This is a genomic window from Peribacillus sp. V2I11 (genome assembly GCF_030817135.1).
Classification (GTDB): domain Bacteria; phylum Bacillota; class Bacilli; order Bacillales; family DSM-1321; genus Peribacillus; species Peribacillus simplex.
This window is the reverse complement of sequence record NZ_JAUSYW010000001.1, coordinates 4,535,168-4,550,001: the sequence shown is the minus strand read 5'-3', so window position 1 is coordinate 4,550,001 and position 14,834 is coordinate 4,535,168. Positions and strand designations below refer to the sequence as shown.

Sequence of the window (14,834 nt, the reverse complement as noted above, 5' to 3'; positions counted from 1 at the left end):
CAAATAATTTATAGTTGAATTCAATCTCGCTTTGGACAGACATCACCCCTTGTACATAAAAAAACATAAGTTCTTTAAAACTATATGCTTGGAACAATAAGGAGTTTCTTAACAACAAATTTATACATGATATTATAGTTTTCTCCTCCAAATATGATTCATCGACTATGAATTTTTGAGGGTTCTATTTCATCCATTACTGTCATAAAGTTTACGAAAAAAAGTCTAAACCTCTTTTCTACAAACTAAATGCACCCAATAAAACATGGGTGAAATTCGTACAAGCTATATAATGTAATTTTTAAAATACGCCCAAATATTTTTCGGATACAATTGCACCCTTCCAGCTGAAAACACATCCGAAATGCCCCTTTGTTTCAATAAAATACTATACGCTCTCGACGCATTCATTCCACAACCTAATCCGCACAAACTCTCGTATACGCTTCATAATAGAGCGGCCTGGTTTTTTCTTCGCTCTTCAGATTTTGGAATCCCTAATAAATCGCTTTTGGGGTTAATGAGGAAATCCATAAACGTTTTCATCGGTTTATTGACATTGCATAGATTAACGATATTGCGTACAATCAATTCCCCTTCACGCCCGGCATCACCTGCATGAATGATTTCATCGACTTCCGGTTTCCTAAGCATAGTCTTCACAACATTGAATTGCTTTGCCTTCTGTCGGGTCACTTCATATTGGAATTTCTTGGAAGTCCATCGGTATGATAGCTATATCTCTCGAATGCTCCCTTATTCGCAGGATTTCATAACCCTTGAAGATACATTCAAATGGTCCGGGAAGCCTTCGATTACAATAAAAAACCACAAAAGATGCCCTTTCCACTCAGGCAACTTTTGTGGTTAGATCCAACACATTTGTAAATTTTACAAAAGCGAAGGGATTATACACCAATTTGAAAAAATAAATGTGTATGTATCGTTTATGGTTAAGATCCCATGCTATGTTCTACTGCATTATCCCAATTAGGAAAATAATACAATGCGTTTTTCATTAACTCCGGATCTGACTTCTTTACCTCCTTTTTCCGAGGTGTCTTCCCTTCTTTTTCTACTAATTTACAAATTTGATTCACGACTTCTTCAACACTCATATTCGCTTCCATTTGTTTCCTCCTTCTTGTTCTCATTTATATATTTTCCCAATTGATGAAAAGTAATACAAATTCAAATTTATTATTCAAATGTTTATTTAAATGAAATAAAAAAAGATTGGATTATCCCAATTCTTTGCTTATGAAGATGCCACTTAAATCATCCTTCTCCTATTTATTGAACCAGCCTAATAATCTTCTCTAACTCATACTCAAGACTGTTTTATTTATTTTTCCATTGTAAAATTTTTTTATGTCTTATTTTTGATAACTTATACTAAGAAACAACTGGATTCTGGCTTGACACCATTCCTTTATTCAAGAGAAATCTCTTTTCCCGATTTTACATATTTCTTGCTTAGTAGGGAATTTTATTTATATCTATAAAGTAAGGAGATAATTTTTATGAACTACAAAGTATTTAATTCAATCAATCAGCTTTCTGGACGTTGTTCTCCAATTGATTTGCTAATGATATTGATATCAAATAAAATTCGTTATGTGTTTATTTTTGTTTTGATTTTCATGTGGTTTAGAAATGATTCTTACAAAAAAGTGTCTTGCAACGCGTTGATATCTGTGGGGGTAACTTTGTTTATTAACACTTTGATTAAATTGTTTTATTTTAAACCACGTCCGTTTGTAAAACGTCGGTTAGGCTTACTCATTCCTTCAAAAATGGATTCTTCATTTCCAAGTAAACATACTCTGCTTGTATTTGCTATATCTACTTCTATTTTTCTTTATGACCGTGTCCTTGGTTCAATCATGTGGGTATTATCTGGGTTGACGGGCTTCTCACGTATTTGGGTAGGACATCATTATCCATCTGATATTATCGGAAGTGCCTTTATTGCCACCATGACCAGTATCATATTAGATAAAATTGCTCGCTGCGTAAATTATTTTGCCCGTCAATAGCTCAGTCAAAATCATGTGGGATTATTATTTGTTTTTATACAGGAATCAGTCTTTTACCAAGAGAAATTCAGATTTTACTGATTCCAATTTCTTCACATAAAAATGCCCACATTGAAGTGGGCATTTTTATGTGAAGAAATTCATTTGTTTGTTAAAGGATTTTTGTCAGGTACTAATTCCTTTGAAAACTCTGTTATAGCAGCAGCGTTTGGCATTCGGCCAGCTGTTTGCGTTCGGATATTATTCATTACATTTTGAACAGGACGCAGCATATTTCTGTTTCGATTTCTTCCTAATCCATAAGCAGCTGCACTAACTCCTAGACCTAATAAAGACGCCCACATCATACCTCTATTATTTCTTTTTCTGCCAAACATCTTTAACATGTTTTGCCTTCTCCCTGTATTCAAAAGCGCTGGTATCCAGTTATTCAATTTCAGACACTTCCTCTATATAAAATTTGGAAAGCAAAATTTTCCCCTTCCATCATCTAATATTTGCTTTTAGGGGATTGATGATGCTGGGAATGTTTTGATATGGACTTAAATTTCAGTAAACCAAATTCGATAAAGTATTTAAACTGATTAAGATATAAAAATAGAAACATTTTACAGATAAATAAAAGAAGTAATAGGAGCCACAATTTCATTGATTTTTTGCCTGTTGTTTCCGGTTGTCAAATCAATTTCTTACTCCTTCCGTATTTTACTCGTTTTCAAAACTAACCTTTTTTACTATTTTATATATGAAATTCCTTCACCTGCCCCCTTTAGCTCTATAAGAAAAAAAGTGGCGCTTCGTTATTGAAGTATCGCACCTGTTAGCCATCCATGCAGCGGAAAACCGGCGCTGTACCACAGAGAATGAAAATGGGGTTCCCGGTCAATAATGTTTAATGGCTTGCGAAGAAGGTCTTTGAACTAAGGTGCCTTAGTGCCCATCTGTTAGTCACTGACTCCAACGACTACGTGTACCACCGACTGTCGCGCCCTTTAGGGGTAGCACTCATAGGAGATTAATCCTTTTCTCGTCGTTGGCGCCAGCCTATTCTTCATACCAGTCTTGATGGCATCATTGTGTTAATGATCTGGTTTATCTATCTGGGCTCATCATCATTATAGTGGGAGAAATCAATGCCTTCATAAATGAAGATCATCCAAAATGTGAATGAGCTTCCTTCAGTTCCCGTAATACCTGAAAGCTCTTCAACGAACACTAATCAAGAAATAACATCTTGTATTGAGGAGGAATTCTTTCATGAGTAAGAAAGGAAAGCATAAGGGTAAAAAGGGGAATCATAAAACATCAGGTTCTGCAAATGGGCAGAATGGCTATCATTAAAAAGTTAAGCTTCATCCAAAAGGGAGCCTTTTGGGCTCCCTTCATGAACTTGAGCAGGAAGGCTAGCTTCAGTCTTTTTGGAAACGGACGACAGGAAGCACTATTCCTTGGATGAACGTGCGAAAAAGTCCTAAAGAAAACGGAATCTAATAGTGGTTCAGCCTCTACGCTGGCGGACAGCGTTTGAAGAAGGAGGAACCGATTGAGAAGTAATAATTGAGGATGCCATTGCTTTTTCCAGATAAACTTTAAGAGAATTAGTTGAAATTCTCGAATGGATATATTTCCAAAACTCTTAACCAACAAGTTAAATTGAACGTAATATGACTTTAATGTTTGTGGAGAATAACCCTGGATTTGCTTATCTGCTTTATATAAACTCCATACTTCAGTTAAGTTCATACATACCTGTTTCTCTCCCATCTATACCATAATCTTATTAGACAGTATATACTAGATTAGTAGATTCCGGTTTCCCGCACTAATCCGAATTTTTTTACCTATTAATCCTCCTATATTAAGACAAGTTTTATCATCATCTGAAAACCTCACTCTTCCCGTAGTAAAGCAATCATTTCATGTTTCCTATAGAACAGTTCTGTAAAAACGAAGTCATATCTAGCCGATTGTGATAATTAAGGTATAATGATAGGGGAAAGATATTTTGTAACGGATTAGGTGAAGATGATCATGAAGCTAATCATTATATGTGGATAAGGTAACCTACTTAATCCTTGATAAATAAGGTTATTATTATGATATTGATGATTGACTTTGTATATACAAAAGGAGTGAACGAATTCTTCATCATATCCAAATTCACGACAACATTTTTTTATCACTTTTGGACTGTATGTTATCACGATTTTCTTTAATTCTTCTTTAAGATTTACTGGTATGAAATCAATCTCTTAGTTATTTTCTATCTGGACTTTTATGCTAAGCAGAATCACCCCCAATAGAATAAACTTTTACCTTTACTTAGGGGAGACAAGCTACAAAGCATATTTTCGATTTGAATATTCTTTTTCATTTAAATGCATGCGCTTACATTAAAATACAGATTACACTTCTCTTTTTTTCAACAAATCCGTTTATTTATACCTTACTGGGCTTAAGGAATATTCCTATCCAAGATATATAGAAATAACCGACTTCACTTTTTACTTAATATATGTAAAACCTTATTATAATTTCTGGATTAAGGATCGTAATTCATCTTGAAGGTTTCCTTTTGAAAAAGCAGAGTGCAGAATTTCATGAAAAGTATTTAAGGAAATTTGTAGTTTTTCTTCACCCAATGTGGTTAAACGTGTGTAGATACCTCTTCGATCATCTTCACATATATGCCTTTGTAATGCTCCGCAGCTTTTTGCTTCTAACCTACCTACCAGCCTTGATATAGCACTTTGGCTTAATCCTACCATCTCTTGTAATTGTTGTAACCTCAATTGTTTATCGCTTGTTTTGGATAAAAAGTAAAGAACGTAAAACTCTTTTAATGACAGGTTATGATTTTTTTGCAAAGCACTTTCCAGCTCATTCGTAATGCTCATTTGAATATTAGTAAGAGCTAGCCAATTATCTAAATACTTCTTTTCTTGGTTGTTTTTCATGCATATTCCACCCTGTTCTATCCTTTATAATTAAAATATTGCCCTTTAATTGATTATCGTAAAAATTAATTTTACAAAAACCAGAATTTAATGGTCAAACTTATTTGAAAGCACGTGCCATATTGGCAGTTTCGATGTATGTTATATTGTTCTTCTCATTTTAGACGAGTTTCTTCTTTTTGTCTAAGATTGAGTTATTCCATAAAAAAACAGTCAAAATGACTGCTTTTTTTCATTAACGCATTGTAACTGAACAGGATCCCAATTCATTTCCACCCCAGTTCAGTGAAAGCTTGTCTTGATCTGAAAGAGGACCGACACCACTTGGAGTACCGGTAAAAATTATATCTCCTTTCCCAAGGCCAAAATGCTCTGCTGTAAATTCTATAATGGTTTGCAAATCAAAAAGTAAGTCTTTAATATTTCCGACTTGTACACACTCTCCATTTTTCAAAAGGGAAAAATCTAATTGTTTACATGCTTCCACGCCTGGAAACGGAATAAATTCACTAAGAACAGCTGAATTTTTGAATCCTTTAGCCAAAAGCCAAGGATGCTGTTTTTGTTTTAACTCTGTTTGAACATCTCTAAGTGTTAAATCCAACCCAATGGCCATCGCATCTGCTATTTCATCTACTTTCATTCCTGATTCGTACTGTTTTGCAATATGTATGACAAGTTCAGTTTCAAAGTGAACGGAACCCTGATTACTCGGTAAAATAATTGACTGACTTTTTGCTTCAACAAGCGAATGAGTTGGTTTTGAAAATAAAAAAGGAGAAGTTGGTATATCATTATTCAACTCTTTTGCATGTAATGCATAGTTTCGACCTACACAATAGATATTTTTAATGTCTTTCATTATTAAATTCACTCTTTTCTTTTAAGAAATGTAATTTCAAAATAAAAATTTAATGATCAGTAAAAATTCTAGTTACAATTGTATGCCAAATTTGATCACAGTAAAATAATCACAGAAAAAACCGATTTGAATATATTTTATATTTTTCTGACTTTTTATACAATGATTAATATAATTCCATGTTCGAACGATGTTAGGTCGGTCTGGATTTTAACTTGCGGATAAAATACGAAGTCTTTATGCGCCTGATTGGTGAAATAAGAATTAATTCATTTATTACCATTTCATTATGACAAAAAAAGAGCCAACAAGTTGTTGACTCTTTGCTTTAAAAAGTAGAAGCTAAATCTTTTGATCGTGCTATAGCATTTTCTTTTATTTCTTGTGCTTTATCAGGCATTGCTGCATGTCCTTCAACGAATACACCTTCAAAGGAAGGCACTCCGAAGAATTGCATCATGATATTTAGATATCGGTGACCCATTTCCATTTCAGCTGCTGGTCCTTCTGAATAAATACCACCACGAGCTTGAATATGCAATGCTTTCTTATCAGTTAAAAGACCAACTGGGCCTTGTTCGGTGTATTTAAATGATTTACCTGCAACTGCAACGGAATCAATATATGCCTTCATTACTGGCGGGAATGAAAAATTCCATAATGGTGTTACAAATATATATTTATCGGCAGCTATAAATTGCTCACATAACTCTGAGAGTCGACTAACTTTCGCTTTCTCTTCTGACGAAAGTTCTTCAAAACCCTTTCCAGATTGAAGTTTCCCCCAACCACTGAAAACATCTACATCGATTTCAGGAATATTTTCTTTATAAAGGTCAATATTCACGATTTCATGGCCAGGATTTACTTCTTTATAAGTGTCAATAAATGCTTTTCCAACGGCCATACTATAAGATTGTTTGTCATCATGAGGATGAGCTGTAATGTACAATACCTTTGTCATTCCGTATCTTTCCTTTCCTTTTATATATTTGAACATTATAGTTTGTCTAGGAAATTCAACATTTATACAATTACTGGAACTAAAATATCTTTAATTTTTATATTCATCAAATTACCGTTATCGGAAATTTGATTTCGATGGGTAGTACCAAACTTTTTTCATATTTCCTAGACAGATTTAAGGAAGATATAAATCTTCTTTCATTTCTTGAGAAGGAGTGTGAATTTTGGATATGATAAAACAAGACAATCTGGTTCATTTTAGGAGGACTAAGGAAATGACGAATTCAATAAAATTTGATCTGCACACTCATCATCAGCGCTGTGGACATGCTATCGGCACAATTGAGGATTATGTAAAGCAAGCCATTGAATACGGCTTGCAATATATTGGGATTTCCGATCATTCTCCATATTTTCACAGTGAGGACGACCACCTCTACCCAACGATTGCAATGGCAAAAAGTGAACTTGTCCCTTATATTGAAGAAGTACTTCGCTTAAAAGAGAAATATGAAGGTAAAATTCACGTGTTATTAGGAATGGAAAGTGATTTCTTCCCTGATCACATTGAAGTCTACCGGGATCAATATCTTTTACACCCTTTTGACTACATAATTGGATCTGTTCATTATGTTAAAGACATTAGCATTTTTAAAAAAGGGCGTTGGAATGGGTTAACCTCAAAAGAACAGTCAAGACTAAAGAATGAATACTATGAATTAATACAGAAATCTGCAAAAAGCGGAGTGTTTCAAATCTTAGGCCATATTGATGCAATGAAAGGTTTTTATCCAGCCTTTTCATCCATTGAAACAGACAGTGTTGAAAAAACGTTAAAAATCATTAGTCAGGAAGATATCGCCATTGAGATCAATACCTCTGGTAAAACAAAAGATTGTGGCGGGTGGTATCCAGCAGATGACATTTTAGAACGAGCTCTTTTCTATAATGTGAAGGTAACATTTGGATCAGATTCGCATACACCTGAACGTATTGGAGATGAATTTGAACTAGTTAAAAAAAGACTAAAGGAGATCGGCTTTTCTGAGTGGGCTTACTTTATTAACAAGCAAAGGATTCTCACTCCACTGTAACCTTCCCGTCAATAGGATTAGAATTGGTCCGGATAGCCAACTTCCATGCTAACCAGGTCTCGTAGGTCATCACAACCATAACATGTTTCTCTTTACCATAAACATCCATGTCAAGAAGGGTATTACTACTACATAGTGGTACTCTTTTTTTGTTAAATGAAACGGAGATTATTAAGAAAAGGGTAAAAAGGGAAAATACAACATACCAAATCCAATCAACAGCCATTTTCGTTTTATCAAGATATTGATTTGCTGTTGCAGTTCTCCCTCTTACAGGCCATCCTGTAACAATGTGTATCGGAGGGATGGAATGATGTTTTTCAATCCATTTGCTACTAAGAAGGCCGGAGCTCAAAAAATAATTCGTGGACAGGAATCGATAATGAATCCTGCTTGGAATTTCATTACATCCCTCATCTGATCAATGAATCGGCACCAATCTTTTTCTATGTACATAAAATAATCATTATGCATTCTGTAATAAAATGATTGCTTACAAGTTCTTACCCGTCCATTTCAACGAATTCCAGTCATCCACATATTTTTTAGCATAAAATTAAAATATTTAGGGAATTAATAACTAACCATTCGTTAATCTTATAAAAAGGAGTTGATTTGGGTATGATTGATAACCCATTGCATAAAGAGAATGACGAAACCTCTGTAGAGTCAGTTGAAGGTGGTATCAACTCTTCTATAGGGCGATCCGAAGCCCCTCCAATAACTCAGTCAAAAGATCCTGAATTCGATCTTTTTGGCACAGTATTAAATGGGTATCCGTTTTAATTCAAACTTCCTTATTCAAGATACCTTAGAACATTGTAAATGGTATTAGAGGATTAGATATCAAGACCTACATTATAAAAACCTATAAAATAAAGACGGGCACATATTAGTCACGTATAATATGTGCCCTCCTTTTATTAAATTCAAAGGCCCTTTTCCGGAATAAAGCTGGTGTACCTAAATAATAATTAACTTAATTATCTTAGTTATCCTCCATGCATTAATAGGCCTAACGCATTTGCTCGCTGAAGCTGGTCTGTTTTAGTTCCCATAGTTCGTCTCTTTTCCTGGCTGGTGTACTTGTACCTTGTCCCCTATTTCAATGGACAACAAATCCTCACCAACTATAACTGCTCCTTCATATGTTTTTTTTGTTCTTTCGAGCAAATCAGCTTTTTCTTCTGTTAATCCTCCCAATAATACAATATGTGAGTAAACAGCAAGTTTTGGTTGTATTTGGCTAAAGACTTTACCTGCTTCCTCAGGTGTAGTGTGAAGATCAAGTATATTTGCTATTGATTCTGATTCATTATCAGGTTTTGCAGCTGCAACCTCATGAATAACTACGTCAGCACCTTTAGCAAATTGAATTAGATTTTCATTATAACGGGTGTCACCTGAGATAACTACTGAATGTCCTTTGTAATTGACCCGATAACCGAAAGCAGGCTCAATTGATTTATGGTCAACCTTGAAGGCTATTACTTCAATTCCCTTTTTATTATAGACAATACCCTCCTTGATATCATTTGCCGTAATACTTGCTCCTTCAACGTTTCCATTTCCAGAATCATCTCTTGCATCCAAATCGGCTTTAAATGCTTTATTCATATGTAACATCATTTTCTCGGTTCCCTTAGGTCCCCAAATCTTAAATGCTTGATCTCTTTTCCCTCCTGTTGGTAAAGAACCTGTAAGCCATACGTCTGGTATGCCGATTGTATGATCCGAATGCAAATGAGTAAGAAATAACTTGTCAACACTGCCTGGTAACATATTCGCTTTATATAATTGTAAAGCAGTTCCACGTCCAGCATCAAAGAGGAGTTTTTCATCACCAACTTCTACAAGTGTGGCTGGACCGGAGCGAGATGTACTTAAAAGAGGAGAACCTGTTCCTAATAGAGTTACTTTAAAGTCCGTTTGCTGTACAGCTGTTTGGCCAAAAGAAGGAAGAAATAATGATAATGATAGAATTATTGAAACTACCAACAAAAAGCAAATAGAAGTATTCCTTATTCTTTTCTTCATAACAAAAACCTCCTGTAAGATTATTGACTTTACACATGGAAAAACCACTTGTTTTGAATATAAAACTACGTTTTAAAAAATATTAACGCAAACTAAATATTACAATATTTTTAATATTCAGTCAATAATACCCAAAGTAAAATCATGTATATTGTTTTAACCTTCCGTCAAGATTACTGGACTCTGAAATAATCTTACACAATATCGGATTTCATATTGGATCATTGTTCATACTAAATAAAAAATAACTGTTCAAGAAGGAGTTTATATGCCGAACGGAAAAAATAATCCAGCTCAACAAAAAAGTCAGGTTAGTCGATTAAACGAAGTGATGGAAGTGGATACTGATGTCAATGAAGATCCTAATCGGGAGAAATTATTAGATGACTCAGTTGATTCTTTTCTAAAATCGAAAAAAGAACAGGAATATTAAAGGAGAAATTCTGGTCGCTAATGTCTTGTTTAAGAAATGTTGTTATTCTAATTCAAATGGGCCCCTCATTAAGCTTATGAGCGGCTCATTTTGCATTTTCAACTACGTACATTTTCCTTAACAGCAAGACTCTGAATTATGATGTCATTAGTTGAAAATGACGATATAATGTTAGTGGAATGATTGTATGCGCAAAAGGAGGTTCGTTTCTATGAATATTTTAATTTTGGGTGCAACTGGACGAGTTGGGGGTCAATTAGTTACTTATGGTCTGCATGACAGGCATCATGTTACAGTTTTAGTTCGCACTCCAGAGAAGATTCAAATAAACAATGCCAATTTAACCATCATTCAAGGTAATGTTTTGAATAAAGATGATTTCGTACGTGCCATGCATGGGATTGATGTAGTTATTAGTGCACTGAATACTGATGGGACAACCACTTTATCTGCAAGTATGCCCCTGATTATCGAAGCAATGGAATACGAAGGAATACAACGAATTATAACCATTGGAACGGCAGGTATCCTGCAAAGCAGAACCACCCCAAATACTCTGCGTTATCAGTCAAGTGAATCAAAGCAGAAGTCTACCCGTGCAGCAAAAGAACATCATAAAGTTTACGAGATGCTTAAACAATCAGCACTTCAATGGACTATTGTCTGTCCTACGTATTTGCCGGATGGAGAAAGTGTTGGTATATATCGTGTAGAAGGTGACTTTTTGCCGGAGGATGGAGTTGAAATATCCGTGCCGGATACAGCAGAATTTGCATTTAGCCAAATAAAAAGTAGCGATTATTTAAAATCCCGTGTAGGTATTGCCTACTAAAAATCCCAATTAGCATTACTCCCTTTCGAAAAAGATTGTTGAATCGTATAGAAAGCAAAAAAAATGCCACGTTGATAGAAAGCCGGTTCAATTATCTTCGGAAATGAACACAGTCAGGTGAACTATTGCCAGGAATATTTTCAGGTTTATTTTGGGCCAAGATTTCACCCGTACCTTGTTCATGAACATTCTTTTCCAATGTGCTAAATTTCCCCTCCAAAAATAGCCACATTCTGCCGGTCAGGAACAAACGCTTGCCCGTTCCATTTCAATACAGTCTGTACAAATCCTAGTGAGTCGGCATTATACCTCCCTGCGATCCTTTGATAGGCTTCGAGTTCATATTTGCCATCCCTATTGTAATCAACCGGATATAAACCAGATAAAGGATTGACCCATCCTTCTATCGGCGCCTTCAATACACCATCCTCGTTATAAATTTCAGATAAATATTCCTTATCCTTATAAATAAGGTCAAGGATGTATCTTTCTTTTAGGTAATAACTGTTCACCTTTACTTTGTATTGGTTTTCATAATTAACATCGTATTTAAAGGTTTCATTGAATGTATCTGAATTAAAAATGATCATGAGTCGACCGTTAAGATATGAAAAAACATACGTATAAATGGAACCACCGCTTCCTCCTGTATCAATGACCACTAAAATGTCATCCCCCTTATTACCTGTAAAATCACCAAGAAAAAGGGTAGGGTTATATCCTGCGTTATTTTTCATGGGAACTTGTTGATATTGATGAGTCCTCCCATTTTGGATAACCAAAGTTATATCCCTCCAAAAGGGGCTATCAGGGGTTTTGTTTGCGGTAAGAAAAACATTGTCCTTTATCCCGTCCCCATCAATATCGCCTTGCTTTGATGTCACTATGACTGTTCTGTTCAAGTTCATTTCCCTTGTAAGAACAGTTTGGAGGTTCAGTTGCATGTCTTGCAGTTCCTGCCTTGAAGGATAAGGGTTTGGAAACGACAACGCGTTATCAATCGTTTGCATTGCTTCACTTGTTAACCCGGCCCTACTTTGAGTCTCAGCCAAACAGTACCAATAATAAGGATGATTCGTTTCTTGTATTTTTGTGTAATAGTATTGAATCACCTTTCTAATGTCATACGTATCCACCTTCATCCCACCTGTCTCTTTATTATCCATATAGAATTATATGCGGGAATTTAGTGAATAGCCTTGATTGCATATCTAATGATTTCTGTTGCAAAATAAGATTGTATAAACTTATTCGCTTGCATAAATTTATTTAATTTGCTATTATAACTGACGAACGTTCGTTAAAATATGAGGTGATATTATTGAAAAGTGATGAAATTAAAGAAGCCGCTCTAAAATATTTCACGATTCATGGTTATGAAGGAGCGTCGCTTTCTCAAATAGCTGAAGAAGTCGGCATGAAAAAGCAATCCATTTACGCCCATTTTAAAGGCAAGGATGATCTTTTTCTTCAAGTTTTACGTGATGCGAAAGAGACGGAGCTATCTTCGAAACTCCAATATTTCAGTAAAGTTGATTCAAAAAATCCTGAAAAAGATTTATACGGATTCCTACAATTGGTCATCGATCTTTTCCAAAAAAATGAGCATATAAAGTTTTGGCTGCGTATGTCCTTTTTTCCGCCAGCGCATCTTGAAAAAGAAATCGGGCAGGAAGTCATAGATATCGAGGAAAAGGTGCAGGCGATCCTGGAATGTAAATTCCAGGATTGGATCAATGCCAAATTAATCGTCGAAGATGCAGCCATAACGCCGACCTATGCTTTCTTGGGAGTAGTGGATTCCATTTTGCTTGAACTTGTATACGGCAATGATGAGAAACGGCTGAAGGATAAATTAGCAGCCTCTTGGAAAGTGTTTTGGAGAGGTATTTCACAAAAATGATTCACAAAGAAAGTGGTGTTACAACATGGTTAAACCAATTAAAGAACAAAAGGCGGTATTGATCATTCTTCTAAGCAATATATTCATTGCTTTTCTGGGAATTGGACTCATCATCCCCGTTATGCCGTCATTTATGAATATCATGCATTTATCAGGAAGTACGATGGGCTATCTGGTTGCCGTATTTGCGGTATCACAGCTTATTATGTCGCCATTCGCAGGTCGTTGGGTTGACCGTTACGGCAGAAAGAAAATCATCATCATCGGCTTATTCCTTTTTGGTGTTTCAGAACTTATCTTCGGTGTAGGGACAAACGTATCAGTGTTTTATTTATCAAGGATCCTAGGGGGAATCAGTGCCGCCTTTATTATGCCAGGTGTTACTGCATATGTTGCGGATATTACATCCGTTCAGGAAAGGCCAAAAGCAATGGGCTATATATCAGCCGCCATTAGCTTGGGCTTTATAATAGGACCCGGGATTGGTGGCTTTATTGCAGAATATGGTATACGCTTGCCCTTCTTCCTTGCGGCGGCCATTGCTTTTTTAGCATGCCTTTCATCAATATTCATTTTAAAAGAGCCTCTGACAAAGGAACAGCTTGCAAAAGTTTCTGCTAATACAAAGCAAACAAACTTTATAGGCGATTTAAAAAGATCACTTAATCCGCTTTACTTTATTGCGTTCATCATCGTATTTGTACTCGCTTTTGGTTTATCAGCCTATGAAACAGTTTTTAGCCTATTTTCTGATCATAAATTCGGCTTCACGCCTAAGGATATTGCCATTATCATTACAATAAGCTCTATTTTCGGAGTTGTTGTGCAAGTATTCATGTTTGGAAAACTGGTAGATCTTCTCGGCGAAAAGAGGCTTATCCAATTATGTTTAATCGTCGGTGCAATTTTTGCGGTAGCGTCCACTATGATCTCTAGCTTTTTGGCAGTTCTTGTGGTAACCTGCTTCATCTTCCTTGCATTTGACTTGCTTCGTCCGGCATTGACGACATTTTTATCAAAAGCTGCCGGGAAAGAACAAGGATTCGTTGCTGGAATGAACTCCACCTATACGAGCTTAGGAAATATCGCCGGGCCATCTATGGGAGGATTACTATTTGACGTAAACATCCACTATCCTTATCTTTTCGCTGCTGTGATTATCGTCATTGGCCTGGGCATTACAGTCATTTGGAAAGAAAACCGATTGGTAGAAAGCTTAGCGAAATAATTAAAGTCCCGGATTGTTATTCCCTGATTCTTCAAAGCACCTTTCCTTTTCGAGCTGGAAAACTCACAAACTCGAAAAATGATATTCTACTAAAAAACCCCTTGTCCATATTGGGTAAGGGGTTTAACTTTCCAAAAACCAATATTGAAGAAGTGATTATTGGCGGCGGTGGCAGCTACAATAAAACATTATTAAATATGATTCAATCACTGCTTGGAAATTCTATTCAAGTCTTGACTCAAGAAGAGTAGGGATACTCTTCTGAAGCGAAAGAACCGGTGGCCTTTGCATTACTTGCAAATGAGACTTTCCATGGTAATGCAAGTAACGTTCCCAAGGCTACCGGTGCTGACTTCGATGTCATCCTTGGAAACATGACATTCCCTCCTTCACATCTGAAGGAATGTAAAAATGCTTTTTAACCATTGTAAAAGAGTGGAAGGCACATCGATAGTCGATGTGCCTTCCACTCTTTTTTTGCCT

13 protein-coding genes and 3 pseudogenes are annotated in these 14,834 nt (G+C 35.7%); 8 read left to right on the top strand and 8 right to left on the bottom strand.

Annotation, left to right across the window (positions count from 1 at the left end; all coding sequences use genetic code 11):
* Window positions 1–333: 333 nt before the first annotated feature.
* A pseudogene (locus tag QFZ73_RS22280) lies at window positions 334–714 on the bottom strand (toprim domain-containing protein); the annotation flags it as partial.
* A 239-nt stretch (window positions 715–953) separates the two neighbouring features.
* On the bottom strand, window positions 954–1,130 hold the full coding sequence (locus QFZ73_RS22275) for a hypothetical protein (RefSeq protein WP_307270790.1): 177 nt from the start codon (window positions 1,128–1,130) through the stop codon (window positions 954–956).
* A gap of 393 nt (window positions 1,131–1,523) precedes the next feature.
* Between QFZ73_RS22275 and QFZ73_RS22270 the strand changes: the two genes are divergently transcribed.
* A complete protein-coding gene (locus tag QFZ73_RS22270; protein ID WP_307270787.1) occupies window positions 1,524–2,039 on the top strand; it encodes an undecaprenyl-diphosphatase in 516 nt (171 codons plus the stop codon).
* A gap of 140 nt (window positions 2,040–2,179) precedes the next feature.
* Here QFZ73_RS22270 and QFZ73_RS22265 read toward each other — a convergent pair whose 3' ends face one another.
* The 4 genes from QFZ73_RS22265 to QFZ73_RS22250 form a co-directional block, all read right to left on the bottom strand.
* Window positions 2,180–2,425: a hypothetical protein gene (locus QFZ73_RS22265; RefSeq protein WP_307270784.1), complete on the bottom strand. Its 246-nt coding sequence runs from the start codon at window positions 2,423–2,425 to the stop codon at window positions 2,180–2,182.
* Window positions 2,426–4,567: 2,142 nt separating this feature from the next.
* Window positions 4,568–4,996, bottom strand: a complete 429-nt coding sequence (locus QFZ73_RS22260; RefSeq protein WP_251436310.1) for a MarR family winged helix-turn-helix transcriptional regulator — start codon at window positions 4,994–4,996, stop codon at window positions 4,568–4,570.
* Window positions 4,997–5,231: 235 nt separating this feature from the next.
* Complete coding sequence (locus QFZ73_RS22255) at window positions 5,232–5,858, bottom strand: fumarylacetoacetate hydrolase family protein (protein WP_251436311.1); 627 nt, start codon at window positions 5,856–5,858, stop codon at window positions 5,232–5,234.
* A gap of 328 nt (window positions 5,859–6,186) precedes the next feature.
* On the bottom strand, window positions 6,187–6,822 hold the full coding sequence (locus QFZ73_RS22250) for an FMN-dependent NADH-azoreductase (protein WP_251436312.1): 636 nt from the start codon (window positions 6,820–6,822) through the stop codon (window positions 6,187–6,189).
* 277 nt (window positions 6,823–7,099) lie between these two features.
* Here QFZ73_RS22250 and QFZ73_RS22245 point away from each other — a divergent pair, with 277 nt between their 5' ends.
* Window positions 7,100–7,918 (top strand): histidinol-phosphatase, encoded by an 819-nt coding sequence (locus tag QFZ73_RS22245; RefSeq protein WP_307270777.1) that lies wholly within the window; start codon window positions 7,100–7,102, stop codon window positions 7,916–7,918.
* A gap of 621 nt (window positions 7,919–8,539) precedes the next feature.
* Entirely contained in the window at window positions 8,540–8,704 is a 165-nt protein-coding gene (locus QFZ73_RS22240) for a hypothetical protein (protein WP_251436318.1), read from the top strand.
* Window positions 8,705–8,965: 261 nt separating this feature from the next.
* On the opposite strand, the gene QFZ73_RS22235 is transcribed toward QFZ73_RS22240, so the two are convergent.
* A complete protein-coding gene (locus tag QFZ73_RS22235) occupies window positions 8,966–9,955 on the bottom strand; it encodes an MBL fold metallo-hydrolase (RefSeq protein WP_307270775.1) in 990 nt (329 codons plus the stop codon).
* A 268-nt stretch (window positions 9,956–10,223) separates the two neighbouring features.
* Between QFZ73_RS22235 and QFZ73_RS22230 the strand changes: the two genes are divergently transcribed.
* On the top strand, window positions 10,224–10,388 hold the full coding sequence (locus tag QFZ73_RS22230) for a hypothetical protein (protein ID WP_251436323.1): 165 nt from the start codon (window positions 10,224–10,226) through the stop codon (window positions 10,386–10,388).
* 211 nt (window positions 10,389–10,599) lie between these two features.
* A complete protein-coding gene (locus QFZ73_RS22225; RefSeq protein WP_307270771.1) occupies window positions 10,600–11,220 on the top strand; it encodes an NAD(P)-dependent oxidoreductase in 621 nt (206 codons plus the stop codon).
* 203 nt (window positions 11,221–11,423) lie between these two features.
* Here QFZ73_RS22225 and QFZ73_RS22220 read toward each other — a convergent pair whose 3' ends face one another.
* Complete coding sequence (locus tag QFZ73_RS22220) at window positions 11,424–12,164, bottom strand: VCBS repeat-containing protein (protein WP_307272984.1); 741 nt, start codon at window positions 12,162–12,164, stop codon at window positions 11,424–11,426.
* A 377-nt stretch (window positions 12,165–12,541) separates the two neighbouring features.
* On the opposite strand from QFZ73_RS22220, the gene QFZ73_RS22215 reads away from it, so the two are divergent.
* From QFZ73_RS22215 to QFZ73_RS22205, 3 genes and pseudogenes are all read left to right on the top strand, one after another.
* A complete protein-coding gene (locus tag QFZ73_RS22215) occupies window positions 12,542–13,123 on the top strand; it encodes a TetR/AcrR family transcriptional regulator (RefSeq protein WP_307270769.1) in 582 nt (193 codons plus the stop codon).
* 19 nt (window positions 13,124–13,142) lie between these two features.
* Window positions 13,143–14,351, top strand: a pseudogene (locus QFZ73_RS22210) (MFS transporter); the annotation flags it as partial.
* 122 nt (window positions 14,352–14,473) lie between these two features.
* Window positions 14,474–14,773, top strand: a pseudogene (locus QFZ73_RS22205) (anhydro-N-acetylmuramic acid kinase); the annotation flags it as partial.
* Between the last annotated feature and the right edge of the window lie 61 nt (window positions 14,774–14,834).

Excerpts from the sequence above, each read along its gene's own strand:
- QFZ73_RS22275 (WP_307270790.1), bottom strand. The coding sequence starts at position 1,130 with ATGGAAGCGAATATGAGTGTTGAAGAAGTCGTGAATCAAATTTGTAAA.
- QFZ73_RS22270 (WP_307270787.1), top strand. The coding sequence starts at position 1,524 with ATGAACTACAAAGTATTTAATTCAATCAATCAGCTTTCTGGACGTTGT.
- QFZ73_RS22265 (WP_307270784.1), bottom strand. The coding sequence starts at position 2,425 with ATGTTAAAGATGTTTGGCAGAAAAAGAAATAATAGAGGTATGATGTGG.
- QFZ73_RS22260 (WP_251436310.1), bottom strand. The coding sequence starts at position 4,996 with ATGAAAAACAACCAAGAAAAGAAGTATTTAGATAATTGGCTAGCTCTT.
- QFZ73_RS22255 (WP_251436311.1), bottom strand. The coding sequence starts at position 5,858 with ATGAAAGACATTAAAAATATCTATTGTGTAGGTCGAAACTATGCATTA.
- QFZ73_RS22250 (WP_251436312.1), bottom strand. The coding sequence starts at position 6,822 with ATGACAAAGGTATTGTACATTACAGCTCATCCTCATGATGACAAACAA.
- QFZ73_RS22245 (WP_307270777.1), top strand. The coding sequence starts at position 7,100 with ATGACGAATTCAATAAAATTTGATCTGCACACTCATCATCAGCGCTGT.
- QFZ73_RS22240 (WP_251436318.1), top strand. The coding sequence starts at position 8,540 with ATGATTGATAACCCATTGCATAAAGAGAATGACGAAACCTCTGTAGAG.
- QFZ73_RS22235 (WP_307270775.1), bottom strand. The coding sequence starts at position 9,955 with ATGAAGAAAAGAATAAGGAATACTTCTATTTGCTTTTTGTTGGTAGTT.
- QFZ73_RS22230 (WP_251436323.1), top strand. The coding sequence starts at position 10,224 with ATGCCGAACGGAAAAAATAATCCAGCTCAACAAAAAAGTCAGGTTAGT.
- QFZ73_RS22225 (WP_307270771.1), top strand. The coding sequence starts at position 10,600 with ATGAATATTTTAATTTTGGGTGCAACTGGACGAGTTGGGGGTCAATTA.
- QFZ73_RS22220 (WP_307272984.1), bottom strand. The coding sequence starts at position 12,164 with ATGCAACTGAACCTCCAAACTGTTCTTACAAGGGAAATGAACTTGAAC.